General features: G+C 69.9%; 20 protein-coding genes. 9 read left to right on the top strand and 11 right to left on the bottom strand.

All coding sequences use genetic code 11. The annotated features are described in order from the left end of the window. Window positions 1-67: 67 nt before the first annotated feature. Entirely contained in the window at window positions 68-2,242 is a 2,175-nt protein-coding gene (gene murJ / locus ACFV9H_RS30810; protein WP_385404617.1) for a murein biosynthesis integral membrane protein MurJ, read from the bottom strand. Window positions 2,243-2,288: 46 nt separating this feature from the next. Beyond that, window positions 2,289-4,553, bottom strand: coding sequence for a DUF6049 family protein (locus ACFV9H_RS30805; RefSeq protein ID WP_385404614.1), 2,265 nt, complete (start codon window positions 4,551-4,553; stop codon window positions 2,289-2,291). Between the two features lie 186 nt (window positions 4,554-4,739). Here ACFV9H_RS30805 and ACFV9H_RS30800 point away from each other — a divergent pair, with 186 nt between their 5' ends. Further along, window positions 4,740-6,182 carry a CCA tRNA nucleotidyltransferase gene (locus tag ACFV9H_RS30800; protein WP_385404612.1) on the top strand — a complete coding sequence of 481 codons (1,443 nt, stop codon included), beginning with the start codon at window positions 4,740-4,742 and terminating at the stop codon, window positions 6,180-6,182. Window positions 6,183-6,233: 51 nt separating this feature from the next. Here ACFV9H_RS30800 and ACFV9H_RS30795 read toward each other — a convergent pair whose 3' ends face one another. From ACFV9H_RS30795 to ACFV9H_RS30785, 3 genes are all read right to left on the bottom strand, one after another. Beyond that, complete coding sequence (locus ACFV9H_RS30795; RefSeq protein WP_385404610.1) at window positions 6,234-7,502, bottom strand: MFS transporter; 1,269 nt, start codon at window positions 7,500-7,502, stop codon at window positions 6,234-6,236. Between the two features lie 106 nt (window positions 7,503-7,608). Next, complete coding sequence (locus tag ACFV9H_RS30790) at window positions 7,609-8,691, bottom strand: inositol-3-phosphate synthase (RefSeq protein WP_385404607.1); 1,083 nt, start codon at window positions 8,689-8,691, stop codon at window positions 7,609-7,611. Between the two features lie 49 nt (window positions 8,692-8,740). Further along, window positions 8,741-9,343, bottom strand: coding sequence for a helix-turn-helix transcriptional regulator (locus ACFV9H_RS30785; protein ID WP_385404605.1), 603 nt, complete (start codon window positions 9,341-9,343; stop codon window positions 8,741-8,743). A gap of 274 nt (window positions 9,344-9,617) precedes the next feature. Between ACFV9H_RS30785 and ACFV9H_RS30780 the strand changes: the two genes are divergently transcribed. Both ACFV9H_RS30780 and ACFV9H_RS30775 read left to right on the top strand, forming a co-directional pair. Further along, complete coding sequence (locus ACFV9H_RS30780) at window positions 9,618-12,197, top strand: transglycosylase domain-containing protein (RefSeq protein WP_385404603.1); 2,580 nt, start codon at window positions 9,618-9,620, stop codon at window positions 12,195-12,197. 98 nt (window positions 12,198-12,295) lie between these two features. Next, window positions 12,296-13,756 (top strand): glycosyltransferase family 87 protein, encoded by a 1,461-nt coding sequence (locus tag ACFV9H_RS30775; protein ID WP_385404600.1) that lies wholly within the window; start codon window positions 12,296-12,298, stop codon window positions 13,754-13,756. A 36-nt stretch (window positions 13,757-13,792) separates the two neighbouring features. Here the strand turns inward: ACFV9H_RS30775 and ACFV9H_RS30770 are convergent, their stop codons facing one another. The 3 genes from ACFV9H_RS30770 to ACFV9H_RS30760 form a co-directional block, all read right to left on the bottom strand. Continuing rightward, entirely contained in the window at window positions 13,793-14,824 is a 1,032-nt protein-coding gene (locus tag ACFV9H_RS30770; protein WP_385404597.1) for an alanine racemase, read from the bottom strand. 37 nt (window positions 14,825-14,861) lie between these two features. Beyond that, window positions 14,862-15,980, bottom strand: coding sequence for a lipid II:glycine glycyltransferase FemX (locus ACFV9H_RS30765; protein WP_385404595.1), 1,119 nt, complete (start codon window positions 15,978-15,980; stop codon window positions 14,862-14,864). A gap of 132 nt (window positions 15,981-16,112) precedes the next feature. Then, a complete protein-coding gene (locus ACFV9H_RS30760) occupies window positions 16,113-16,427 on the bottom strand; it encodes a hypothetical protein (protein ID WP_385404593.1) in 315 nt (104 codons plus the stop codon). A gap of 249 nt (window positions 16,428-16,676) precedes the next feature. Between ACFV9H_RS30760 and rpsF the strand changes: the two genes are divergently transcribed. From rpsF to rplI, 4 genes are all read left to right on the top strand, one after another. Next, window positions 16,677-16,967: a 30S ribosomal protein S6 gene (gene rpsF, locus ACFV9H_RS30755; RefSeq protein WP_015034882.1), complete on the top strand. Its 291-nt coding sequence runs from the start codon at window positions 16,677-16,679 to the stop codon at window positions 16,965-16,967. A gap of 72 nt (window positions 16,968-17,039) precedes the next feature. Then, window positions 17,040-17,636, top strand: coding sequence for a single-stranded DNA-binding protein (locus tag ACFV9H_RS30750; protein ID WP_385404591.1), 597 nt, complete (start codon window positions 17,040-17,042; stop codon window positions 17,634-17,636). Window positions 17,637-17,679: 43 nt separating this feature from the next. Continuing rightward, window positions 17,680-17,916, top strand: coding sequence for a 30S ribosomal protein S18 (rpsR, locus tag ACFV9H_RS30745; RefSeq protein WP_005315025.1), 237 nt, complete (start codon window positions 17,680-17,682; stop codon window positions 17,914-17,916). An 18-nt stretch (window positions 17,917-17,934) separates the two neighbouring features. Continuing rightward, window positions 17,935-18,381, top strand: coding sequence for a 50S ribosomal protein L9 (gene rplI, locus ACFV9H_RS30740; protein ID WP_365164337.1), 447 nt, complete (start codon window positions 17,935-17,937; stop codon window positions 18,379-18,381). A gap of 69 nt (window positions 18,382-18,450) precedes the next feature. Here rplI and ACFV9H_RS30735 read toward each other — a convergent pair whose 3' ends face one another. Continuing rightward, window positions 18,451-19,788, bottom strand: coding sequence for an MATE family efflux transporter (locus tag ACFV9H_RS30735; RefSeq protein WP_385404589.1), 1,338 nt, complete (start codon window positions 19,786-19,788; stop codon window positions 18,451-18,453). A 452-nt stretch (window positions 19,789-20,240) separates the two neighbouring features. On the opposite strand from ACFV9H_RS30735, the gene dnaB reads away from it, so the two are divergent. After that, entirely contained in the window at window positions 20,241-21,719 is a 1,479-nt protein-coding gene (gene dnaB / locus ACFV9H_RS30730) for a replicative DNA helicase (RefSeq protein WP_385404650.1), read from the top strand. 9 nt (window positions 21,720-21,728) lie between these two features. Then, complete coding sequence (locus ACFV9H_RS30725) at window positions 21,729-23,111, top strand: serine hydrolase domain-containing protein (RefSeq protein ID WP_385404587.1); 1,383 nt, start codon at window positions 21,729-21,731, stop codon at window positions 23,109-23,111. Window positions 23,112-23,135: 24 nt separating this feature from the next. On the opposite strand, the gene ACFV9H_RS30720 is transcribed toward ACFV9H_RS30725, so the two are convergent. Together ACFV9H_RS30720 and ACFV9H_RS30715 are read right to left on the bottom strand one after the other, a co-directional pair. Next, a complete protein-coding gene (locus ACFV9H_RS30720) occupies window positions 23,136-24,311 on the bottom strand; it encodes a winged helix DNA-binding domain-containing protein (RefSeq protein ID WP_385404585.1) in 1,176 nt (391 codons plus the stop codon). A gap of 57 nt (window positions 24,312-24,368) precedes the next feature. After that, window positions 24,369-24,848: a GNAT family N-acetyltransferase gene (locus ACFV9H_RS30715; RefSeq protein ID WP_385404583.1), complete on the bottom strand. Its 480-nt coding sequence runs from the start codon at window positions 24,846-24,848 to the stop codon at window positions 24,369-24,371. Window positions 24,849-24,945 lie beyond the last annotated feature (97 nt).

The raw sequence follows: 24,945 nt of genomic DNA, 5'->3' as shown, positions 1-24,945 counted from the left end.
CCAAGCCAATTGTGCCCACAGTCCGACGCTATGCACGACACGCGAAGGGGGGTGACGGTTGTGCGCATCAGCGCCCCAAACGCCCGCGGACCATTCCGACCATCGCGTTGAGTTCTTCGATCCGCATCCGCTTGGCGGCGAGGAGGAAGACGGCGGCCAGCGCGATCCCGCCTGCGGTGAGGGCTGCGGCGGAGCCGCCGACCCCACTGCCGAGCGCCCGGGTGACCCCGTAGGCGACGGCTCCGGCCACTGCGGCGGCGGGGACACAGGCGCCGGTCAGGCGGGCGTACGTGCGGGCGACGTGGGCGCCGTCGAGGTCGCCGCCGAGGCGGGTCTTCAGGCGGCGCCAGGCGACACCGACGCCCACGGCGTAGCCGAGGCCGTAGGCGGCGGCCATGCCGACGACGGCCCAGCGCGAGGGGAGCACGAAGAAGGAGGCCGTGGAGCCCGCCGCGTTGACGGCGGCGACGATGACGGTGTTGTAGAAGGGCGTCCGGGTGTCCTCGTAGGCGTAGAAGCCGCGCAGGACGACGTACTGGACGGAGTAGGGGATCAGCCCGAGACCGAAGGCCATCAGGACGTAGCCGATGTTCTGGGCGCCGGCGCCCGAGCCCGCGTAGAGCAGGGTGGCCATGGGAACGCCGAGGGCGAGGAACGCGAAGGCGCAGGGGACGATCGCCACGGCCGAGGTGCGCAGCCCGTAGGAGATGTCGTCGCGGACAGCGGCGGCGTCCCCGTCGTGGGCGGAGCGGGAGATGCGGGGCAGGACGGCCGTCATGACGGAGACGGTGATGATCGCCTGCGGCATCTGCCACAGCAGGAGCGCGTAGTTGTAGGCGGTGATGCCGGTGCCGGGGTGGCCCTGCTTCTCGGCGACGGATCCGGCCCAGGTGGCGAGCTGGGTGACGACCACGAGGCCGATCTGGTTGGCGAGGACGAAGAAGAACGTCCACTTGGCCAGACGGGCGGCCTTGCCGAGGCCGTGGCCCTTCCAGTCGAAGCGCAGCCGCGGGGAGAAGCCGGCGTCGCGCAGGTAGGGAAGCATCGCGAGGGCTTGGACGGTGAGGCCCAGCAGGGTGCCCAGGCCCAGCAGGCGGACGCCCTCGGGGGTGACGGTGGCGGCGTTGACGCCGGAGGTGGTGAAGCCTCCGAAGGCCCAGATGAACGCGCCGAAGGTGGCGATGACGACGATGTTGTTGAGGACCGGGGTCCACATCATGGCGCCGAAGCGGCCGCGGGCGTTGAGGATCTGACCGAGGACCACGTGGACGCCCATGAAGAACATGGTGGGCAGGCAGTAGCGGGCGAAGGCGACCGCGACGTCCATCTGTTGGGGGTCGGAGGCGATCTTCGGCGACATCATCGTGATGAACACGGGTGCGGCCAGGACGCAGATGGTGGTGATGGCGGCCAGCAGGACCACGACGAGGGTCAGCAGCCGGTTGGCGTAGGCCTCTCCTCCGTCGCTGTCGTTCTTCATGGCCCGGACCAGCTGCGGGATGAAGACGGCGTTGAGGGCTCCGCCGCCGACCAGCACGTAGATCATCGTGGGCAGGGTGTTGGCGATCTGGTACGTGTCGTTGAAGGTGCCGACGCCGATGGCACCGGCGATGACCAGGGTCCGCAGGAAGCCGGTGATGCGCGAGACGATCGTGCCGGCGGCCATGAGCGCGCTGGACCTGAGGAGTCCGGCGGCCCGGCCGGCGGGCTTGGCGGGCGCCGGGGCGGCGACGGGCGCGTCCTCGGCCGGCGTGCGGGGGGCCGCCTCCTGGTCGCGGTAGAGGTGCGCGAAGGCGTCGGGCTCGGGCTGCTCGTCCGCGGCCTTCGTCACGAGGGAGTCCACGCCGACGAACTGGGTGGTGGTGGCGCGGTCGCCGTACGGCAGGTGGCGGGAGGGGCCGTCCGGCTCGGGCGGCGGGGTCTGGGCCCACACGCGGGGGTCGGGCGCGTACGAGGGAGCGGTCGGCGCCGCGTACAGCGGGCCGGGCTCCTGGAAGGTGCCGGGGGGCGGCGGGGGGTGCGCGGCGCGGTCGTAGAGGACCTCGGCGACGGGGTCCTGGGCGGACAGGTCCTGCGCCCGGTACGGGTCGTTGTCGTAGGCGTCCTGGACATACGGGTCGTGATCCGGCGCGGGCGCGGGCGCGGGAACCTGCCCGGGCACCGGAGTGCCCGGGGCAGTGCCCTGGGAGGGCGCGGGCCCGCCAGTGCCCTGCGCGCGGTCACCGTCGTACGGCGCGTTCATCGAAACCCCACCTCATCGTCCCCAGGCCGACCGGCCACGGCATCGCTCAACGGTCCACTGTCTCACCCGTGCCGGACCCGTCGGTGCTTTGCGGTCCGGTGTCCGGGGACTCGTCACTCTGCTGCGTGCTCTCCTCGGCGGCCGCGCGGGCCGCCACGCGCTTGCGGCTGGCGTACATCTTGATGCCCGCCAGGACGAGGAGGAGCACACCGCCGGCGATGACGAGCATCACGGTGGGGGTGACCTCGGTGGCCTCGACGGTGAACTTGCGCGGCTCGCCGTAGGGGACGCCGTCCTTGGTGAACAGCTGCGCGGTGACCTCGACGGGGCCGCTCGCGGTGGCGTTGGCGGGGAACTTCACGGTCTGGGTGTGGTCGCCCTGGACGGTGATCTGCTGCTCGGCATGCCCGCTCTTGCCGAACATCAGGCGGGTCGGGTTGGCCGACTGCACCCGCAGGACCAGGTCGTGAACGTCCTGGACGAGGCTGTTTTGGACACTGACCGGGATGGTGGCGCTGTGTCCCGAGAGGGTGGCGTCGGACTTGGGGACGACCTTGACCTTCTGGGTGAGACCGATCAGGTACTCCTGCACCTGGTCCCGGTAGAGACGGGCCTCATCGGGGCGGCCGCGCCAGGAGGTGGACATCTCCCGGTTGGTCGTGTTGCCGAAGGGGATCTCCACGCGGTCGGGCGCGGCGAGGATGACCTTGAAGTGGTCGAGGGTGTTCTGGGTGGTACGGATCTTCTCGAAGGCCGATACCGGCAGTTCCTGCTTGGCCAGAGCCTCGGGGTACTGTCCGGCGCCCGGCACCTGGGTGGTGGCCCCGGGGTCGGGCTTGGCCGCGGCGGCGGCCTCGAGGTCTGCGGGCTGGGTCCAGCGTCCGGCCTGGAGGCCGCGCAGGGCGGCGGCCATCGTCTGCACCTGGCTGACGGTGGGCATGCGCTGCGGGGCGACGACGAAGGTGCGCTGCTCCCCCGTCTTCTGCAGGTTGAGGGCGAGGCTGTCGGCGAGGAAGCGCTGCACGGCGAGGGTGGAGTTCGCGGCGCTGAGCATGTCGCCCTGGAAGGCGGTGGAGAGTTCGGCGTCCGCGACGACGGCGGTGGTGCCCGCTCCGATGGGCCGGGCGGCGGAGGGCGTGTAGCCGAGGGCTCCGCTCTCCTGGAGGCTGTCGCTGCGGGTGAGGACGTTGTGGGCGCCGGCCGAGGTGGCGACATTGACGATCGAGGGGTCGATGGCGCCGTCCACGGGCCAGGAGAAGTCGGTGGACGCGGGGACGTGCAGGACCGTCTCGACGGCCTGCTTCGCCTTGTCGGTGGCGGGTCGCAGCTGACCCAGGCTTCCCGAGACGTCCTTGCCGCGGTGGGCGAGGGAGGCGAGGTCCGGGTCGGCGAAGGGCAGGGCGATGACCTTCTTGCCTTGGACCGTGGCCTCGAGCGCGTTCAGCCACTGTTCGGCGACGGCCTTGTTCTTGCCCTGGACCGGCTTGCCGCCCGGGACGCGGACCCGGTAGCCCTTGGTCATCGCGTCGACGGTGTTGAGCAGGTCGGGGTCGATGACCCAGGTGACCGGGAGTTCGTTGCCGAGCGAGACCATCTGGCCGAGGCGGCCGGTGGGCTTGAGCTCTTCGGCGAGGGAATCGTCGAGGAAGACGGGGGTCTGGAGCTCGTCCGAGCCGGTCTCGGCGGTCAGGTGGGTGGTGGAGATCAACGGCCAGACGTAGGCGAGCTGGGCGCGCTTGGCCGCGGCTTCCGGCTGCCAGGGCAGGAAGGTCCGCTTGATGCCGAGGACCTGCTCGGACGGGCGGCTGTCGGTCACCCCGGACAGGGAGACGCCGAGCTGGTAGACGCCGTCCTTGTCCAGCTCCAGCTTGTTGACCGGGACGGTGAGGGTGAACTGCCGGCCGACCTTCGAGGGCAGTGCGTCGATCTTCACGGCGTAGGCCGGGTCGATCTCGCCGGGGTCGTTGCCCGCCCGGAAACCGGTGCGCTCCGCGGCCTCGTCGATGGACGAGCGGTCCGCGAGAGGGGGTCCGACCCGCAGGCCCACGTGCGCGTCGGTGATCGTCTCGGAGCCGTTGTTGACCACGACGCCCTCGATGGTGAGGGTGTCGCCCTTGACCGGGGCCGTGGGGGCCATCGACATGAGCTGGACGTCGACCGCGGAGCCCTGGGCCGCCTCGGCCTTCGTGGCGGGAGAGTAGACCAGAGCGGCGAGCACGGGGGTCCCGGCGAGCAGGATCATCGTGCGCCGCAGCCAGCGGCGCCGGACAGGAGCGGGGGACGCCCCCTGGATGTCTGCCGCCTCGGCCACGCGCTAGCCCGTTCCTCGAAGTGTCAGTGGTCGTCGTCTGTGCGTCCACGCATGGTAACGAGGCCCGCTGTGCGCGAGTGCCGCGCCTTGCTCCACATGATCGGCTCAGCCCCGGGCCACCGGTGTACCGGGGTCGCCGTGAAACGGGGAAGCCCCCGGCGGGCCGGGCACGTACCCTTTTCTGTTGTGCCGAACGCCAACGAAGACAACCCCAGTGCCCTGAGTCAGGTGCAGCGCCGCGCGGTCAGTGAACTGCTGCGGGTCGCCCCTGTCGCCGACGAGCTCGGCCGCCGATTCCAGGAGGCGGGCTTCCGCCTCGCCCTGGTCGGCGGGTCCGTCCGCGACGCGCTGCTCGGGCGTCTCGGCAACGACCTCGACTTCACCACCGACGCCCGCCCCGAGGCCGTACTGAAGATCGTCCGGCCGTGGGCCGACTCGGTGTGGGACGTGGGCATCGCGTTCGGCACGGTCGGGGCGCAGCGGGACGGCTTCCAGATCGAGGTGACGACGTACCGTTCGGAGGCGTACGACCGCACCTCGCGCAAGCCCGAGGTCTCCTACGGCGACTCGATCGAGGAGGATCTGGTCCGGCGTGACTTCACGGTCAACGCCATGGCGCTGGCCCTGCCGGAGCAGGAGTTCATCGACCCGCACGGCGGCCTGGAGGATCTGGCCGCCGGCGTCCTGCGCACCCCCGGCACGCCGGAGGACTCGTTCTCCGACGACCCGCTGCGGATGCTGCGGGCGGCGCGGTTCGCCGCGCAGCTGGATTTCGAGGTCGCCCCGGAGGTCGTGGCGGCGATGAAGGCGATGTCCGACCGGATCGAGATCGTCTCGGCGGAGCGGGTGCAGGGAGAGCTGAACAAGCTGATCCTGTCCTCCAACCCGCGCAAGGGCCTGGGCCTGCTCGTGGACACCGGGCTGGCCGACCGGGTGCTGCCCGAGCTGCCCGCGCTGCGGCTGGAGAGCGACGAGCACCACCGGCACAAGGACGTCTACGACCACTCGCTGATCGTGCTGGAGCAGGCGATCGCGCTGGAGGAGGACGGCCCGGACCTGGTGCTGCGGCTCGCGGCGCTGCTGCACGACATCGGCAAGCCCCGTACCCGCCGCTTCGAGAGCGACGGCCGGGTCTCCTTCCACCACCACGAAGTGGTGGGCGCGAAGATGACCAAGAAGCGGCTGACCGCTCTGAAGTACTCCAACGACATGGTCAAGGACGTGTCCCGGCTGGTCGAGCTGCACCTGCGCTTCCACGGCTACGGAGACGGGGAGTGGACCGACTCCGCGGTGCGGCGCTACGTCCGTGACGCCGGCCCGCTGCTGGAGCGCCTGCACAAGCTGACCCGGTCCGACTGCACCACGCGCAACAAGCGCAAGGCCAACGCGCTCTCCCGTACCTATGACGGGCTGGAGGAGCGGATCGCCCAGCTGAAGGAGCAGGAGGAGCTGGACGCGATCAGGCCCGATCTGGACGGCAACGAGATCATGCGGGTGCTGGACGTCGGTCCTGGTCCGCTGATCGGGAAGGCCTACGCGTTCCTGCTGGAGCTGCGGCTGGAGAACGGCCCGATGGAGCGCGAGGCGGCGGTCGCCGCGCTCAAGGAGTGGTGGGCCGCACAGGCCTGACGGGGAGGCGGCGATGTTTCACGTGAAACATCGCCGCCTCCACACGATGTTTCACGTGAAACGTCGTGCCCGGTGGCTCAGCAGCGCCGCGGTGGCCGCGTAGAGGGCGGCCACCGCGAGGATCAGGACCGCGGACCGTCCGTCGGCGGGCAGCATCAACGAGGACACCGCCGCCGCACCGACGAAGGCGACGTTGAAGAGCACGTCGTACACGGAGAAGACGCGACCTCGATAGTCGTCGTCGACCCGCGACTGGATGACCGTGTCGGTCGCGATCTTGGCCCCCTGGGTCGCGAGGCCGAGGACGAACGCGGCGACCAGCATCGGCCCGAAGGCGAAGGGCAGGCCGAGGGCCGGGACCAGGACCGCGGAGGCCGCGGAGCAGGCGGTGATCCAGCCGAGGGTGCCCAGCCGGCCCACCAGCCAGGGGGTCAGGACGGCGGCCGCGAAGAATCCGGCCGCGGAGGCTCCGACGGCCATGGCCAGCAGGCCCAGCCCGTCGGCCTCGTTGTCCGACCAGGAGTAGCGGCAGAGCATCAGCAGCGTGACGGTCAACGCTCCGTAGCAGAACCGCATCATGGTCATCGCGGTGAGCGCCATGGCGGCATCCCTGCGAGAGGCGAGGTGCCGCAGACCTTCGACCATGCCCCGGACGGTGAGGGCGACCCCCTCGGTGATGGACGGATGGGTCACACCCGGGAGGTGGTCGGGCCCCAGGAGGCCGATGGCCAGGCGCAGGGAGACCAGCGCCGAGCACAGGTAGAACGCGGCGGCGACCAGGACCACGATGGCGTTCGAATCGGAGGCCAGCAGCCGGACGAGGAAGGCCAGTCCCCCGCCGGCGGTCGCGGCGAGGGTTCCCGCGGTCGGGGAGAGAGCGTTCGCGGTGACCAGCTGGTCGGGGGCGACGACGTGGGGCAGGGAGGCGGCCAGTCCGGCGAGGACGAAGCGGTTGACCGCGGTCACGGACAGCGCCGAGGCGTAGAACAGCCAGTCGGGGACGTGCGCCACGATCAGCATCCCGGTGACACAGGCGAGGAAGGCCCGCAGCAGGTTGCCGTACAGGAAGACCTGGCGGCGCCGCCAGCGGTCGAGCAGCACCCCGGCGAAGGGTCCGATCACCGAGTACGGCAGCAGCAGTACCGCCATGGCCGAGGCGATGGCCGCCGGTGAGGTCTGCTTCTCCGGGGAGAAGACCACGTACGTGGCGAGCGCGACCTGATAGACGCCGTCCGCGGCCTGGGAGAGCAGCCGTACGGCGAGCAGGTTGCGAAAGTCCCTCAGGCGCAGGAGTACGCGCAGATCACGTACGACAGGCATGAGGGCAAGGGTCACATACGCGGAGGGTCCCCGGGCACATTGCCCGGGGACCCTCCGCGAAGAACTGCCGAAGTCCAGGTGTCCGGAAGGACCCTTGGGGGTTCGACTAGCGCTCGACCTCGCCCTTGATGAACTTCTCGACGTTCGCGTAGGCCTCGTCGTCGAAGTACTGCACCGGCGGGGACTTCATGAAGTAGCTGGACGCCGACAGGATCGGGCCGCCGATGCCGCGGTCCTTGGCGATCTTCGCGGCGCGCAGGGCGTCGATGATGACACCGGCGGAGTTCGGGGAGTCCCACACCTCGAGCTTGTACTCGAGGTTCAGCGGGACGTCGCCGAAGGCGCGGCCTTCGAGGCGGACGTAGGCCCACTTGCGGTCGTCGAGCCATGCGACGTAGTCGGACGGGCCGATGTGGACGTTCTTCTCGCCGAGCTCACGGTCGGGGATCTGCGAGGTGACGGCCTGCGTCTTGGAGATCTTCTTCGACTCCAGGCGGTCGCGCTCCAGCATGTTCTTGAAGTCCATGTTGCCGCCGACGTTGAGCTGCATGGTGCGCTCGAGTCGGACACCGCGGTCCTCGAACAGCTTCGCCATCACGCGGTGCGTGATGGTGGCGCCGACCTGCGACTTGATGTCGTCGCCGACGATCGGGACACCGGCCTCGGTGAACTTGTCGGCCCACTCCTTGGTGCCGGCGATGAAGACCGGGAGGGCGTTGACGAAGGCGACCTTGGCGTCGATGGCGCACTGGGCGTAGAACTTCGCCGCGTCCTCGGAACCGACGGGCAGGTAGCAGATCAGGACGTCGACCTCACGGTCCTTGAGGACCTGGACCACGTCGACCGGAGCCTCGGCGGACTCCTCGATGGTCATGCGGTAGTACTTGCCCAGGCCGTCGTAGGTGTGGCCGCGCTGCACGGTCACGCCCGCGTTCGGGACGTCGCAGATCTTGATGGTGTTGTTCTCGCTGGCGCCGATGGCGTCCGAAAGGTCGAGGCCGACCTTCTTCGCGTCGACGTCGAACGCGGCGACGAACTCGATGTCACGCACGTGGTAGTCGCCGAACTGGACGTGCATCAGACCGGGGACCTTGGCCGCCGGGTCGGCGTCCTTGTAGTACTCGACGCCCTGCACCAGCGAGGCGGCGCAGTTGCCCACGCCGACGATGGCTACGCGAACCGAACCCATTCCGGTTGCTCCCTGTTTGTTCTCGGACGAGGTCTGCGAGATGCAGGCCTCATTTTTCAGTTTCGTCGGACGGACCGGGTCGTCTCTGATCCCGTCCCGCCCGCTCACTCTCGATGAGCTCGTTCAGCCAGCGCACTTCGCGCTCCACGGACTCCATGCCGTGTCGCTGCAGCTCAAGCGTGTAGTCGTCGAGGCGCTCCCGGGTGCGCGCCAGTGAGGCGCGCATCTTCTCCAGGCGCTCCTCCAGCCGACTGCGGCGGCCCTCCAGTACCCGCATGCGCACGTCTCGTTCGGTTTGGCCGAAGAAGGCGAAGCGGGCGGCGAAGGACTCGTCCTCCCAGGTATCGGGGCCCGTGTGGGAGAGGAGCTCCTCGAAGTGCTCCTTACCCGCGGCCGTCAACCGGTAGACGATCTTGGCGCGGCGCCCTGCGAGTGAAGCGGCGAGAGCGTCTTCCGGAGCGTTGCCCGGTTCTTCGATCAACCAGCCGTTGGCGACCAGCGTCTTGAGGCAGGGATAGAGCGTCCCGTAGCTGAAGGCCCTGAACACCCCAAGCGAGGTGTTGAGCCGCTTGCGCAGCTCGTAGCCGTGCATGGGGGATTCGCGGAGCAGGCCGAGGACGGCGAATTCGAGGATGCCTGAGCGCCTGCTCATCCGCCTGCCTCTCCTCCGACTCTGTGTCTTTATACCGAGCTGATGTATCGGCTCGATACATCCAGACGATAGAACGGGTCTGGTCAGTCGACAAGTGGCGACGTGGTGACCGGCATCACATCACCAATTCGTACGAGGCGAGTTGCCTGTTTTGGGGTGAACTTCGGCACTGGTCGGGTTTTGAGCGTGCGTAGTCTGTGCGCCAGGACACCGGGGGAACCGGAATTCACCTGCCGCTTCCAGGCCACTCGCCTGCCCGAGGAGTAGTCGTTCGATGAGCGAGCACCGCCGCAAACCGTCGCAGCCCCAAGGTGGTGGGCGGGCCGCGGCCCGCCGGGCCGCCCAGCAGCGCCCCGGCAGGGGCGCCGGGACCGGACGTGACGTCCCCACGCCGTCACCCAGCGGTCCCTATACGGAACCCTCCGCGCACGGCGGCAGAGCGGCGGGGCGCCGGGCCGCACAGAGAGGATCCGGGGGCCGCGGCAGGAGCGCCGGGACCGCCGCTCGCGGCAGCGGCCGCCCCGACAAGCGGCTGATCAACTACCCGCGGTCGGACCGCGAGGGCTGGAAGCGCTTCCTGCCGTCCTGGAAGCTCGTCAGCGGTACCGCCCTGGGCTTCTTCGCGATCATCATCGCCGGTGCGGGCATCGGGATCGCCATGGTGAACGAGCCCGACCCGAACAAGGCGGCCAAGGCGCAGAACAACGTCTTCAACTGGGCCGACGGCACCCAGATGGTGGCGACCGGCGGTTCGATGAACCGGCAGATCGTGCCGATCTCCAGCATTCCGCGGTCGATGAGGGACGCGGTGATCGCCGCGGAGAACGAGTCCTTCGAGACGGACAAGGGCGTCGACCCGATGGGCATCGCCCGCGCCGTGTGGAACATGGCCACGGGCGGATCCACCCAGGGCGGTTCGACCATCACCCAGCAGTACGTGAAGAACACCTACCTGGACTCCGAGCAGACGCTCAAGCGCAAGGTCACCGAGCTGTTCATCGCGATAAAGCTGGGCACCACGGTGGAGAAGGACACGGTCCTCGCCGGCTACCTCAACACCGCCTACTACGGACGGGACGCCTACGGCATCCAGGCCGCCGCCCGTGCCTACTTCGGCAAGGACAGCAAGGATCTGAACCCGGCGGAGTGCGCCTTCCTGGCCTCCGTGCTCAAGGGCCCCAACCTTTACAACCCGGACGGCGGCATCGGCGCCGCGGCCACCCCCCAGCTCAACGAGGAGCGTGCCCGCAAGCGCTGGGCCTGGGTCCTGGACCGCGAGGTCGAGGTGGGCCGGATGGACAAGGCCGAGCGGGCGAAGTACACCGACAAGGAGTTCCCCGCCCGCGTCGAGTCCGAGCAGGCCCGCGGTATGACCGGCCAGATCGGCTATCTGGTCGACACGGCCAAGGCTTACGTGATGAAGACCAAGGGCATCACCGCCGAGCAGATGGCCCTGGGCGGCTACGAGATCACGACGACCTTCAAGAAGGAGAAGGTCGACGCGCTGTCCAAGGCCGTGGAGGACACCCGCAACGGGCTCATCGACGAGAAGAAGCGCCCCGACACCGACACCTTCGTACAGTTCGGCGCGGCCTCAGTGGACGCGAAGACCGGGGCGCTCGTGGCCCTGTACGGCGGTCCGGGCTGGGACCACAAGTACTTCAGCAACAACGCCAACACCACCGGTGTCCCGGTCGGCTCGACCTGGAAGCCGTACGTGCTCGCGGCGGCCATGCAGTACGGCACCCAGAACTCCAACGGCCGGGGCATCACGGCCGACAGCAAGTACCAGGCCAACGACCTCACCGTGATCAACAACCGTGAGGGCAGGCCGCTGCGCGGCAAGGACGGCACCCCGTTCAAGCAGAAGAACGAGAGCCCCACCGCCTACGGGTACGTGACCCTCAACGAGGCGATGGAGAAGTCCATCAACGTCCCCTTCGCCCAACTCGTCTTCGACGTCGGCCACGACAAGGTCCGCAAGGTGGCCGAGGCCACGGGCCTGCGCCCGGAGTCCATGACCCCGGACAACGACGCCTCCTTCGCGCTCGGTACCTCCACCCCCAGCGCCATCCGCATGGCCGACTCGTACGCCACGTTCGCCGCCTCCGGCACGCACCACGAGCCGTTCTCCGTGACCAAGGTCGAAAAGGACGGCGAGGCGCTGCCCGGCTTCGAACCGACCAAGGCCGAGCGGGCCATGGACAACGCCATCGCGGACAACATCACCAAGGTGCTGAAGAACGTCGTCCAGAACGGCACCGCCACCAAGGTCAAGAAGCTGGGCCGGCCCGCCGCGGGCAAGACCGGTACCACCGACGAGAACAAGTCGGCGTGGTTCGTCGGCTACACCCCCGAGCTGTCCACCTCCGTCGTCCTCTTCCGCAGCGACCCCAACTCGGCCGACAAGGCGCTGCAGTCCATGAAGGGCGTGGGTGACATCCCGTCCATCCACGGTGGTGACATCCCGGCCGAGATCTGGACCGAGTACATGAAGGAGGCGGTCAAGGGCACCCCGGTGACGGACTTCCCCGAGGCCGAGAAGATCGGCGTCACCGCGGACGCCTCCGGAGCGCCCTCCCCCACCCCGTCGGCCCCGCCGTCGCCGACGCCGTCCCCGTCGATGCAGCCGTCGAACACGCCCTCGGGCCGCCCCTCCTCCTCCAAGAGCGGCAAGCCCTGCAAGCCGTGGGAGCTGTACTGCGAGCCGGACCCCACGCCCACCGGCTCGACCTCGGGCGGGCTCATCGGCGGCGCCGACGGTGGACCCAGCGGATCGCCGACATCGACCGGCACCGGCAAACCGGGCCGCCCGGGCGGTAGCACAACGGGAACGCTCACAGCGCCCGAGTGACGGGCCCCGCCCGTCCCGGCACGTGAACCGAGGAAGGCCGTCGCACCCGGTGCGACGGCCTTCCCCCATGTCCGGCCCGGTACGGCAGGATGACCCCCATGACGAAGGTGCACGAGGACCGTCCCGTACTGCCCACCCAGCAGGACGAGGTCGCCGCAGCCGGGAGTGAGTTCATCGGCGGCCCGCTCGGCCGCTACGCACGGCTCGGCGGGCACTGGCTGGGGCCGGTCCGCGTCGTGGTGCTGCTCGCCATCGGCATGTTCGCGCTCGGCATGGTGCAGAAGCTGCCCTGCTACGACTGGGCGTGGTTCCAGGGGGCGAGCTCGCAGTACACCCACGCCTGCTACTCCGACATTCCGCACCTCTTCGCGGCACGCGGCTTCGCCGACAACCTGACGCCCTACTTCGACCGGCTGCCCGGCGACATGGAGTACCTGGAGTATCCGGTGCTCACCGGACTGTTCATGGAGGTCGCCTCCTGGTTGACCCCGGGCACCGGATCCATCCAGCACCGCGAGCAGATGTACTGGATGGTCAACGCGGGCATGCTCATGGCCTGCGCCGCCGTCATCGCCGTGTGCGTGGCCCGCACCCACCGCCGCCGCCCCTGGGACGCGCTGCTCTTCGCCCTGGCGCCGGCCTTCGCCCTCACCGCGACGATCAACTGGGACCTGCTGGCCATCGCCCTGACCGCCGCCGGGATGCTCATGTGGTCCCGCGGGCGGGCGGTCCTCTTCGGCGTCTTCATCGGCCTGGCCACCGCCGCCAAGCTCTACCCCGTCCTGCTGCTCGGGGTGCTCTTCGTGCTCTGCTGGCGAGCAGGGAAGTGGCGCGACTTCGGCGCCGCGGCCCTCGGCGCGGCCGGCGCCTGGCTCGTGGTGAACCTGCCGGTCATGATCTTCGCCCGGGAAGGCTGGTCGAAGTTCTACACCTTCAGCCAGGAGCGGCCGATCGACTTCGGCTCCGTGTGGCTGCTGATCTCCCAGCGCTCCGGCAACCCCCTGGACGGCGCCAACACCTACGCGACCGGGCTGACGCTCCTGATGTGCGCGGCCATCGGACTGCTGGCGCTGACCGCCCCCAGGCGCCCCCGCTTCGCCCAGCTGGCCTTCCTCGTCGTCGCCGCCTTCATCCTGGCCAACAAGGTCTACTCGCCGCAGTACGTGCTCTGGCTCATCCCGCTCGCCGCGCTGGCCCGGCCCCGCTGGCGGGACTTCCTGATCTGGCAGGCAGGCGAGGTCGTCTACTTCCTCGGGATCTGGTTCTACCTCGCCTACACCACCAGCGGGGACAAGCATCAGGGTCTGCCGGTGGAGGGCTACCAGCTGGCGATCACCGCCCACCTGCTGGCCACCCTGTACCTGTGCGCGGTCGTGGTCCGCGACATCCTGATGCCCGAGCGCGACGTCGTACGCCGGGACGGCGTGGACGACCCCTCGGGTGGTGTCCTGGACGGGGCCGAGGACGTGTTCGTGCTGTCGGACGCGGCGAGGGCGCCGCGGTACGCGGCGCCCTCGGAGGGACAGCGGGTCGACTGGGGCACGGGCCCCAAGGACTGACCGGGACGGGCCGGGGCCATCGGGCCGCGGCCCGGCTCAGGCGTCGAGCACCCGGTCGAACTGCGTGGTGGTGTGGCGCAGGTGCGCCACGAGCTCGTCGCCGACCTTCGGCTCGGTCGTGTCGGAGGGCACGAACAGGATCGACACCTGCATGTGCGGAGGCTCCGCGAACCAGCGCTGCTTGCCCGCCCACACGAAGGGCGACAGGTTCCGGTTGACCGTGGCCAGGCCGGCCCGTGCGACGCCCTTGGCCCGCGGCATGACGCCGTGCAGCGCCTTGGGGGCCTCCAGGCCCACTCCGTGCGAGGTACCGCCGGCGACCACGACCAGCCAGCCGTCGGAGGCGGCCTTCTGCTGGCGGTAGCCGAAGCGGTCGCCCTTGGCGACGCGGGTGACGTCCAGCACCGAACCCCGGTACTCGGTCGCCTCGTGGTCGCCCAGCCACAGCCGGGTGCCGATACGGGCCCGGAAGCGGGTCTGCGGGAACTGCTGCTGCAACCGCGCCAGTTCCTCGGCCCGCAGGTGGCTGACGAACATGGTGTGCAGCGGCAGCCGGGCCGCGCGCAGCCGGTCCATCCAGCCGATGACCTCCTCGACGGCGTCCGAGCCGTCCGGGCGGTCCAGCGGCAGGTGCAGGGCGAAGCCCTCCAGCCGGACGTCCTCGATCGCGGAGTGCAGCTGGCCCAGGTCCTGTTCGGAGATGCCGTGGCGGCGCATCGAGCTCATGCACTCGATGACCACCCGGGCGCCGACCAGGCCGCGGACCCCGTCCAGCGAGGACACCGAGCGGATGACCCGGTCCGGCAGCGGCACCGGCTCCTCGCCCCGCCGGAACGGGGTCAGGACCAGCAGGTCGCCGCCGAACCAGTCCTTGATGCTCGCGGCCTCGTAGGTGGTGCCGACGGCGAGGATGTCGGCGCCCATCCGGGTCGCCTCCTCGCACAGCCGCTCGTGACCGAAGCCGTAGCCGTTGCCCTTGCAGACCGGGACCATTCCGGGGAACTGGTCCTGGACCTGCTTCTGGTGCGCACGCCAGCGCGCGGTGTCGACGTAGAGCGTGAGCGCCATGCCCGTCCGGAGCCTCTCGTGTGTGGTGGGGTTGGAGTCAGCGGCGCGACATGTAGATGTCGAGCGCCTTGTGCAGCACCTTGTTGAGCGGGAAGTCCCACTCGCCGACGTACTCGACGGCCTCGCCGCCCGTGCCGACCTTGAACTGGATCAGTCCGAACAGGTGGTCGTTCTCGTCCAGCGTGTCAGAAATGCCGCGCAGGTCGTAGACGCCGGCGCCGAGTGCGTACGAGTCGCGCAGCATGCGCCACTGCATCGCGTTCGACGGCCGGACCTCGCGCTTGTGGTTGGCGGAGGCGCCGTACGAGTACCAGACGTGCTGGCCGACGGTGAGCATCGTGGCGGCGGCCAGCGGCTCCCCCTCGTGCTTGGCGATGTACAGGCGCATCCGGTTGGGGTCCTCGGAGTTGAGGGCCGTCCACTGGCGCTGGAAGTAGCTGAGCGGGCGCGGGCGGAACTTGTCGCGCTCGGCCGTGATCTCGTACAGGTGCTGCCAGGTCGGCAGGTCGTCGTAGCCGCCCTGGACGACCTCGACGCCGGCCTTCTCGGCCTTCTTGATGTTGCGGCGCCACAGCTGGTTGAAGCCCTTGAGGACGTCGTCCAGCGAGCGGTTGGCCAGCGGCACTTGGAAGACGTAGCGCGGCTGGACGTCGCCGAAGCCGGCGCCGCCGTCCTCGGCCTGCTGCCAGCCCATGCGGCGCAGCTTGTCGGAGACCTCGAAGGCGCGGGGCTCGATGTGCGTGGCCTCGACGTCGCGCAGCCGCTTGACCTCGGGGTCCTGGATGCCGGCCTTGATGGCGGTCGAGTTCCAGCGGCGGATGACGACGGGCGGGCCCATCTTCACGGTGAAGGCGCCCTGCTGCTTGAGGTGCGCCAGCATCGGCTGGAGCCACTCCTCCAGGTTCGGGGCGTACCAGTTGATGACCGGGCCCTCGGGCAGGTAGGCGAGGTACCGCTTCACCTTGGGCAGCTGGCGGTACAACACGAGCGCGGCACCGACGAGTTCACCGGACTTGTCGAACCAGCCGAGGTTCTCCGAGCGCCACTCGTTCTTGACGTCGGCCCATGCCGGGACCTGGCAGTGGCTAGCCGAAGGCAGGCTCTGGAGATAGGCCAGATGCTGCTCTCGGCTGATGGTGCTCAGGGACAGGCTCATGCGGGGTGTCTCCTCCGGCGGCTTCGCTGGCTATGGCGCGAAGCCTACTGCGACGGGGGCGCCACCCATCTGGGGGACGGGCCGGGACCCGGGCCGGTGTGCGGCCGGTGCCCCGTCGCGGAGGTTCCCCGGTCAGCCCAGCCAGCCGCCGAAGAGGCCGCCGTGCGCCATGCCGAGGAAGAAGCCGATGGCGGCGGCGCCAAGGCCGATGACCATTGCGAAGCGCTCGCGTGTCGTGACGGAGACGAACTGTCCGTACGCGCCGGTCAGGATCCCGATCAGCCCGGTCCACGAGCTGAGCAGGTGCAGGTTGTGGAAGAAGGCCGTGACGAACGCCACGGCTCCGAGGACCAGAGTGACCGCGAGCAGGGTGTCCTGCAGCGGATGGGGCTTGCCGTCGGTCGCGAGCAGGGAGATCTGGGACTGCGGTCGCATTGCCTGTGCCATCGGAAGGCACCTCCTGGCTGAAGCAGAGCGGTGCTGGGGCCCGCCTCCGGCAGGGGCCGGGGGCATAGCACCGAGCACACCCGATGGATACAGATTGTGTCCCCCCGGCGCCGGATTTCAACCGGAAGGAGTCGAGCAGGTAGTCTGTACAGCTGCGCGGTGTCTGCTCTCGGACACCGTGCGCACGCATCACGACCCTCCTGCCACGGAACGACCGTGGCCGCTGAGTCCAAAGGAGGTGGGTTCCACATGCGTCACTACGAAGTGATGGTCATCCTCGACCCCGATCTCGAGGAGCGCGCTGTCTCCCCGCTGATCGAGAACTTCCTCTCCGTCGTCCGTGAGGGCAACGGAAAGGTCGAGAAGGTCGACACCTGGGGCCGTCGTCGTCTCGCTTACGAGATCAAGAAGAAGCCCGAGGGCATCTACTCGGTCATCGACCTTCAGGCCGAGCCTGCGGTCGTCAAGGAGCTCGACCGACAGCTGAACCTGAACGAGTCGGTTCTCCGGACCAAGGTCCTTCGCCCCGAGACCCACTGAACTTCGGTTCAGCGGTAATCGGGATCGAGTAGCACAGCAGCCCAGCAGCAATCCCCGCCGAGAGGTTCATCCATGGCAGGCGAGACCGTCATCACGGTCGTCGGCAATCTCGTCGACGACCCCGAGCTGCGCTTCACCCCCTCGGGTGCGGCGGTCGCGAAGTTCCGTGTCGCGTCCACCCCCCGCACCTTCGACCGTCAGACCAATGAGTGGAAGGACGGCGAGAGCCTGTTCCTGACCTGCTCGGTGTGGCGGCAGGCGGCTGAGAACGTCGCCGAGTCCCTCACGCGAGGCATGCGCGTCATCGTGCAGGGCCGGCTGAGGCAGCGGTCGTACGAGGACCGTGAGGGTGTCAAGCGCACGGTCTACGAGCTGGACGTCGAGGAAGTCGGCCCCAGCCTGAAGAACGCCACGGCCAAGGTCGCCAAGACCACCGGTCGCGGTGGCCAGGGTGGATACGGCGGCGGCGGTCAGCAGCAGGGTGGCGGCGGTGGCAACTGGGGCGGAGCCCCCGGTGGCGGCGCGCCGCAGGGCGGCGGAGCTCCCTCCGACGACCCGTGGGCGTCCAGCGCGCCGGCCGGTGGCCAGCAGCAGGGCGGCGGCGGGGGTGGCTGGGGCGGAAGCTCCGGCAACTCCGGCGGTGGCTACTCGGACGAGCCGCCCTTCTAGGGCAGCTCGCAACCCCACTTCTTGATCACACAGGAGAGACACAATGGCGAAGCCGCCTGTGCGCAAGCCTAAGAAGAAGGTCTGCGCGTTCTGCAAGGACAAGACCGCATACGTGGACTACAAGGACACGAACATGCTGCGGAAGTTCATTTCCGACCGCGGCAAGATCCGTGCCCGCCGCGTTACCGGCAACTGCACGCAGCACCAGCGTGACGTCGCCACGGCCGTCAAGAACAGCCGTGAGATGGCGCTGCTGCCCTACACGTCCACCGCGCGATAAGGAAAGGGTGACCGACTAATGAAGATCATCCTGACCCACGAGGTCACTGGCCTCGGCACCGCCGGCGATGTCGTCGACGTCAAGGACGGTTACGCTCGCAACTACCTGGTCCCGCGTGGTTTCGCGATCCGCTGGACCAAGGGTGGCGAGAAGGACGTGGCGCAGATCCGCCGCGCCCGCAAGATCCACGAGATCGCGACCATCGAGCAGGCCAACGAGGTCAAGGCCAAGCTCGAGGGCGTGAAGGTCCGTCTGGCCACCCGCGCGGGTGACGCCGGTCGTCTCTTCGGTTCCGTGACCCCGGCCGACATCGCCACGGCGATCGAGGCTTCGGGCGGCCCGAAGGTCGACAAGCGCCGCGTCGAGCTGGGCTCCCCGATCAAGACCCTCGGTTCGTACCAGGTCTCCGTGCGTCTGCACGCCGACGTGGCCGCGAACGTGGGCATCGAGGTCGTCGCCGCCTAAGGGCCGCGAAACGAAGGGCCGCACCCCTCGGGGTGCGGCCCTTCGTCGTTGTTTCACGTGAAACATCGGTCAGCGAGTGGCCCCCGCGACCAGCCAGCGGCCCGAGCGGGCTCGCAGCTGGAGGGTGGCCATGCGGACCAGCATCATCAGCGTCATGGCCCACCACAGGGCCGTCAGGCCGCCGCCCAGGGTCGGGACGAGCAGGGCGGCGGGGGTGAACACGGCGAGCGTCAGCAGCATGGCCCAGGCCAGGTAGCGGCCATCTCCCGCGCCCATCAGAACGCCGTCGAGGACGAAGACCACGCCGCAGACGGGCTGGGAGACGGCCACGACCAGCAGGGCGGGCAGTATGGCGCTTTCCACGGCCGGATCGCTGGTGAACAGCGGGATCAGCAGCGGGCGGGCCAGGACCACCAGCAGGCCGAGCACGATGCCCGCGCCTATCCCCCACTGCACCATGCGTCGGCAGACCGCCTTGGCGCCCTCGGTGTCGCTCGCGCCCAGGTAGCGGCCGATGATCGCCTGTCCGGCGATGGCGATGGCGTCCAGTGCGAACGCGAGCAGGCTCCACAGGGAGAGCAGGATCTGGTGGGCGGCGATGTCGGCGTCGCCGAGCCGGGCGGCCACCGCGGTCGCGATCATCAGGATGGCGCGCAGGGACAGCGTGCGGACCAGCAGCGGTGCCCCGGCCTGTGCGCAGGCCCGGATGCCCGCCGCGTCGGGGCGCAGGGAGGCGCCGTGCCGGCGGGCCCCGCGTACGACCACGACGAGGTAGGCGGCGGCCATGGCGCACTGGGCGATGACGGTGCCCCAGGCGGAGCCGGCGATGCCGAGCCCGGCGCCGTAGACGAGGGCGACGTTCAGGCCCGCGTTGAGGGTGAAGCCGCCGATGGCGACGTAGAGCGGGGTGCGGGTGTCCTGGAGGCCGCGGATGACGCCGGTGGCGGCGAGGACCACGAGCATGGCCGGGATGCCGAAGGAGGAGATCCGCAGGTAGGTCACCGCGTACGGGGCGACGGTGTCGGAAGCACCGAAGAGGGAGATGAGCGAAGGGGCCGCGGGCAGGACCACGGCGATGACGGCGACGCCGAGCAGGAGGGCGAGCCAGATGCCGTCCATGCCCTGTCGGATCGCGGCCGGGAGATCGCCGGCGCCGACCCGGCGGGCGACGGCCGCGGTGGTGGCGTAGGCGAGGAAGACGAAGACGCTCACCGCGGTGGTGAGCAGAGCGGCGGCGATGCCGAGGCCGGCCAGCTGGGGTGTGCCGAGGTGCCCCACGATGGCGCTGTCGGCCAGCACGAAGAGGGGTTCGGCGACGAGTGCGCCGAAGGCGGGGACGGCGAGCGCGAAGATCTCCCGGTCGTGCCGTCTCGGCGCAGCCTTCGGTGCTGCGGGGGCCTGTGTCATGCGCTCAATCTAATCTTCCACAGGTAATGGATGCAAGAGTCTTTGAGTCCTTACCTTGGCGTCGATCAGGGCCTTCCTTCCGCCTCATTGGTGGTCATCTCGAGACAGTGGCCAAGATTTTTCTCCCGGGAGCCCGGCTGGAGGAGAATCTGCAGGTCAACTGGGGTGCCGGGGTGGGGCGGGTGATTTTGTCCACAGCGTCGTCCCCCGGTCCGTGCACAGCTTCCGGGGACTTACCCACAGCATTGACGCCGTCGTCCACATCTCATCCACACAGCCTGTGGATAACAAGATTGGCGGACGCCGCTCGCGGCCCTACCGTGGTGCGTTGCCCGACTCGCCGACAGCCGATTCGGGTGCCCCAAATGTCAGAGCCGTGACGTAGAAAGAGTGGCACGGCGAGGTCCGCTTTGCGGACGGGAGGAGGCGGCCCGGTGAGCATGCCCGAGCCCATGGACGACCCCTGGGCCGACAGCGGTCCGGGTGACCGTCTGCCCGCCCGTTCGCGCCGTAACACCGAAGGCCGCGGCCGCGGGGACGAACAGCACGAGCGCGGCCGCGAAGGCGGATCCTGGGACGGCGGCGGCAGCGGCGGCGGTGGTGGCGGCTTCGAGCGCGTCCCCCCGCAGGACCTCGACGCCGAGCAGTCTGTGCTCGGCGGCATGCTGCTGTCGAAGGACGCCATCGCCGATGTCGTCGAGGTCATCAAGGGCCACGACTTCTACCGGCCCTCCCACGAGACGATCTACCAGGCCATCCTCGACCTGTACGCCAAGGGCGAGCCGGCCGACCCGATCACGGTCGGCGCCGAGCTGACCCGGCGGGGCGAGATCAGCAAGGTGGGCGGGGCCTCGTACCTGCACACGCTGGTGCAGTCCGTGCCGACGGCGGCGAACGCCGAGTACTACGCGGAGATCGTCCACGAGAGAGCCGTCCTGCGGCGCCTGGTCGCCGCCGGTACGAAGATCACGCAGATGGGCTACGCGGCCGACGGCGACGTCGACGAGATCGTCAACAGCGCCCAGGCCGAGATCTACGCCGTCACCGAGCAGCGGACCTCCGAGGACTACCTGCCGCTGGGCGACATCATGGAGGGCGCGCTCGACGAGATCGAGGCGATCGGGTCCCGCAGCGGCCAGATGTCCGGTGTCCCGACCGGCTTCACGGACCTCGACTCGCTCACCAACGGCCTGCACCCCGGCCAGATGATCGTCATCGCGGCCCGTCCCGCCATGGGTAAGTCCACGCTCGCGCTGGACTTCGCCCGTGCCTGTTCCATCAAGGCCAACCTGCCCAGCGTGATCTTCTCCCTCGAAATGGGGCGCAACGAGATCGCGATGCGCCTGCTCTCGGCCGAGGCGCGGGTGGCCCTGCACCACATGCGCTCGGGAACGATGACGGACGACGACTGGACCAGGCTGGCCCGCCGGATGCCGGACGTCTCCGCCGCGCCGCTGTACATCGACGACTCCCCCAACCTGTCGATGATGGAGATCCGGGCCAAGTGCCGTCGGCTCAAGCAGCGCAACGACCTCTCGCTCGTGGTCATCGACTACCTCCAGCTGATGCAGTCGGGCGGTTCGCGCCGTCCCGAGAGCCGTCAGCAGGAGGTCTCGGACATGTCCCGAAACCTCAAGCTGCTGGCGAAGGAGCTGGAGGTCCCGGTGATCGCGCTGTCCCAGCTGAACCGTGGTCCCGAGCAGCGCACCGACAAGAAGCCGATGGTCTCCGACCTGCGTGAGTCGGGCTCCATCGAGCAGGACGCCGACATGGTGATCCTGCTGCACCGCGAGGACGCGTACGAGAAGGAGTCCCCGCGCGCGGGCGAGGCGGACCTGATCGTGGCGAAGCACCGTAACGGCCCCACGGCCACCATCACCGTGGCCTTCCAGGGCCATTATTCGCGGTTCGTGGACATGGCCAACACGTAGCATCCGATCATGGATGATCTTTCCGAGGACCTGGAACTGCTTCCCACCACCCGGCGCGCACTGAGGCGCCGGCTCGCCGTCGCGCAGAGCGAGGGGCGGGCGCCGTCCGTCGTGGCGGCCGTAGTGCGGGACGGCGAAGTGGTCTGGGAGGGTTCCCGGACCTGTGTCGAGGGGCACGGTCCGGACGGGGACGTCCAATACCGGATCGGGTCGATCAGCAAGACCTTCACCGCCGTACTGGTGCTGCGCCTGCGTGACGAGGGGCTGCTGACCCTCGCGGACCGGCTGGAGCAGCACTTGCCGGGTACCGGGGCCGGCGAGGTGACCATCGCCCAACTGCTGTCGCACACAGGTGGACTGGCCGCGGAGACGCCCGGCCCGTGGTGGGAGCGCACGCCCGGTGACACACGGCCGGAGCTGGCCGACGTACTCGGTGCGGAGCCGTTCAAGCACAGGCCCGGACGCCGGTTCCACTACTCCAACCCCGGTTACACGTTGCTGGGTTCGCTCGTCGAGGCGCTGCGCGGGAAGCCGTGGGAAGAGGTACTGCGGGCCGAGGTGCTGGAGCCGCTGGGGCTGAGCCGTACCAGTGGGCGACCGCAGGCCCCGCACGCGGGTGGCTGGGCGGTGCATCCCTGGGCGGACGTGATGATGCCGGAGCCGCTCGAGGACCTGGGACTGATGGCTCCGGCCGGTCAGTTGTGGTCCACGGCCAGGGATTTGGCGCGGTTCGCGGACTTCCTGCTGCGCGGTGACGCGCGGGTGTTGGGCGCGGAGTCCGTACGGGAGATGCGTACGTCGGCCGCGCCCCCGGAGCCGGGCGCCGATCTCGGCTACGGATTGGGCGTGCAGCTGGCGGCCGACGGCGCGCGTCGGCTGGTGGGCCACAGCGGATCGCTGCCCGGGTTCGTCGCGGGGCTGTGGCTGAGCGAGGCGGACGACGTGGCGGCGGTGGTGCTCGCGAACTGCACCTCGGGGGTGCCGGCCTCGACGGTGGCCGCGGACCTCGTGGGGATCGTCGCGGAGGCCGAGCCGCGGATCCCGGAGCCGTGGCGGCCGTTCCTGGAGGCCGATCAGGTGGCGCTGGAGCTGTGCGGTCCCTGGTACTGGGGGACTTCCGCGCAGGTGGTGCGGCTGAAGGCGGACGGATCGCTGGAGCTGGCGCCGGTGGGCGGGGCCGGTCGTGGGGCGCGGTTCCGGGCGGAGGCGGACGGCAGCTGGACGGGTCTGTCGGGCTATTACGCGGGTGAGACGCTGCGGGCGGTGCGCCGTGAGGACGGCTCGGTGAGCCATCTCGATCTGGCGTCCTTCGTGTTCACCCGGGAGCCGTACGACGCCGAGGCCCCGGTGCCCGGTGGGGTGGATCCGCAGGGTTGGCGGGGCATCGGCTGACGGCTCGGTTCCGTCGAGGTCGGATCAGGCGACGAGTTCGCGCTCCAGTGGAGTGCGGAAGCGCGGGGTGATGCGGGCCTCCCCCACCCACGCGGCGAGCCGGGCGGCCTCGGCGGTGATCGCCTCCTCGGCGGCCCGGCCGGGGCGGGTGAGCAGTCGCCAGACGATCTCGCCGTCGGCGCGCTGGGCCCCGCCGCCGACGACCTCCCCGTTCCACCACACGGTGGGGCCGATGTTGCCGGCGTAGTCGAACAGGGCGCTCTTGTGGGCGGGGTCGAGGTGGAAGCCACGGTCGGCCCAGCCCATGCCGGTGGGGTCGAGGCCGGGCAGGAGCGCGGCCCAGGGCTCGGTGGCCGGTTCGGGCGCGGTGTCGCCGGGACCGACGAGGGCGGTGGTGCCGTCGTCGAGGCGGACCTGCTCGGGGCCCACGGCGGCGAGGGCCTTGCGGGCGTCGGTGAGGGTCCAGCCGGTCCACCACTTGAGGTCGGTCTCGGTGGCCGGGCCGTAGGCGCGGAGCCAGCGCCGGGTGATCTCGGCGCGGGCCTCGGCGGGGGGTACGGCGGGCCACGGCTCGCTGTGGACCCAGCGGTACTGGCTGGAGGTCCAGGATCCGCGCGGGCGGTCGCGGCGGATCCGGCCATCGGCGGCCAGTAGGCGGATGACCCGGGTGGCGACACCCGTCTCGGTCTCGTACTTCTTGCCGCGACCGATGGTGATCTTCTGGCGCAGGGCGGGCACGGCCGCGGACAGCTGACTGCCGGTGGAGGGGCCGCGGGTGTCGAGTGCGTCGAGGGCGGCGGCTTCCGCCCCGGCCAGCCAGCCGGCGTCGAGGCCCTGCCCGTCCTCGTCGAGGTGCTTGAGGAGGGCGCGGCGCTCCTTCGCGGCGATCCCGCGGGCGGTGGAGGAGTCGACGTACGGGGCGAGTTCGGCGGAGACGGCGAAGAGCGTGTTGCGCATGCTGAGCAGCCGCACGAGGCTGACGTCCTCGTAGAGCGCCCGCTCGATCGTGTCGGGGCCGCTCTCGGTCAGCCGGGCGCGGGCGGAGAGGAAGACGGTCGAGGCGTCGGTGGCGTGCAGGGCGACGACGGCGTCGGCCGCCTGCGGCACCGTGGCGGCGCGGGCCGAGGGGGCGAGGCGGTGGCGTCGGCCGAGCCGGTCGCGGCGCTCGGCAGTGGTGACGAGGGGGAGGCTTGGGCTCATCCTCCCGATCGTAGGCCGGGCCGCGGACAGCGCGGCCCGGCCAGCCGATGCGCCCTGTCAGAGCTGCAGTTTGAACCCGACGTGGGAGGCGGCGAAGCCGAGCCGCTCGTAGAAGCGGTGGGCGTCGGTCCGGGTCGCGTCCGAGGTCAGCTGCACGAGGTCGCAGTTCTCGGCGCGGGACTTCTCGATGGCCCACTCGATGAAGCGGGTGCCGAGGCCGCTGCCGCGCTCGTCGGCGTGGACGCGGACGCCTTCGATGATGGAGCGGGTGGATCCCTTGCGGGAGAGGCCGGGCACGATCGTCAGCTGGAGGGTGCCGACGACCCGGTCCGCGCGGACCGCTACGACCAAGTGCTGGTTCGGATCGTCGGCCAGGCGCTTCAGGGCCGTGCGGTACGGGGCGAGGTCGTCCGGGGATTCGCGGGTGGCGCCGAGTGGGTCGTCCGCGAGCATGGCGACGATGGCGGGCAGATCTGCCTCGCGGGCGGGGCGGATGGACAGGCCGGAGAGGTCGGTCGGGTTCGGGGTGTCGGTCATGGTGGTGTCCCTAATTCCTTCCTAGCAGTTCCGGATCAGAAGGTTTGTCCGTCCGGGCTGTTCGAGTACGGGGTCTGTCATGCCTCTGATGTCCCGG

Origin of the sequence: Streptomyces sp. NPDC059874 (assembly GCF_042731135.1) — a bacterium.
Taxonomy (GTDB): domain Bacteria; phylum Actinomycetota; class Actinomycetes; order Streptomycetales; family Streptomycetaceae; genus Streptomyces.
The sequence above is the reverse complement of the archived record's forward strand: the minus strand, read 5'-3'. Positions and strand labels throughout refer to the sequence as shown.

What these genes read in the sequence shown, in the direction of transcription:
- murJ (WP_385404617.1), bottom strand. Translation starts at nt 2,242, where the DNA reads ATGAACGCGCCGTACGACGGTGACCGCGCGCAGGGCACTGGCGGGCCC.
- ACFV9H_RS30795 (WP_385404610.1), bottom strand. Translation starts at nt 7,502, where the DNA reads ATGCCTGTCGTACGTGATCTGCGCGTACTCCTGCGCCTGAGGGACTTT.
- ACFV9H_RS30790 (WP_385404607.1), bottom strand. Translation starts at nt 8,691, where the DNA reads ATGGGTTCGGTTCGCGTAGCCATCGTCGGCGTGGGCAACTGCGCCGCC.
- ACFV9H_RS30785 (WP_385404605.1), bottom strand. Translation starts at nt 9,343, where the DNA reads ATGAGCAGGCGCTCAGGCATCCTCGAATTCGCCGTCCTCGGCCTGCTC.
- ACFV9H_RS30780 (WP_385404603.1), top strand. Translation starts at nt 9,618, where the DNA reads ATGAGCGAGCACCGCCGCAAACCGTCGCAGCCCCAAGGTGGTGGGCGG.
- ACFV9H_RS30775 (WP_385404600.1), top strand. Translation starts at nt 12,296, where the DNA reads ATGACGAAGGTGCACGAGGACCGTCCCGTACTGCCCACCCAGCAGGAC.
- ACFV9H_RS30770 (WP_385404597.1), bottom strand. Translation starts at nt 14,824, where the DNA reads ATGGCGCTCACGCTCTACGTCGACACCGCGCGCTGGCGTGCGCACCAG.
- ACFV9H_RS30765 (WP_385404595.1), bottom strand. Translation starts at nt 15,980, where the DNA reads ATGAGCCTGTCCCTGAGCACCATCAGCCGAGAGCAGCATCTGGCCTAT.
- ACFV9H_RS30760 (WP_385404593.1), bottom strand. Translation starts at nt 16,427, where the DNA reads ATGGCACAGGCAATGCGACCGCAGTCCCAGATCTCCCTGCTCGCGACC.
- rpsF (WP_015034882.1), top strand. Translation starts at nt 16,677, where the DNA reads ATGCGTCACTACGAAGTGATGGTCATCCTCGACCCCGATCTCGAGGAG.
- ACFV9H_RS30750 (WP_385404591.1), top strand. Translation starts at nt 17,040, where the DNA reads ATGGCAGGCGAGACCGTCATCACGGTCGTCGGCAATCTCGTCGACGAC.
- rpsR (WP_005315025.1), top strand. Translation starts at nt 17,680, where the DNA reads ATGGCGAAGCCGCCTGTGCGCAAGCCTAAGAAGAAGGTCTGCGCGTTC.
- rplI (WP_365164337.1), top strand. Translation starts at nt 17,935, where the DNA reads ATGAAGATCATCCTGACCCACGAGGTCACTGGCCTCGGCACCGCCGGC.
- ACFV9H_RS30735 (WP_385404589.1), bottom strand. Translation starts at nt 19,788, where the DNA reads ATGACACAGGCCCCCGCAGCACCGAAGGCTGCGCCGAGACGGCACGAC.
- dnaB (WP_385404650.1), top strand. Translation starts at nt 20,241, where the DNA reads ATGGACGACCCCTGGGCCGACAGCGGTCCGGGTGACCGTCTGCCCGCC.
- ACFV9H_RS30725 (WP_385404587.1), top strand. Translation starts at nt 21,729, where the DNA reads ATGGATGATCTTTCCGAGGACCTGGAACTGCTTCCCACCACCCGGCGC.
- ACFV9H_RS30720 (WP_385404585.1), bottom strand. Translation starts at nt 24,311, where the DNA reads ATGAGCCCAAGCCTCCCCCTCGTCACCACTGCCGAGCGCCGCGACCGG.
- ACFV9H_RS30715 (WP_385404583.1), bottom strand. Translation starts at nt 24,848, where the DNA reads ATGACCGACACCCCGAACCCGACCGACCTCTCCGGCCTGTCCATCCGC.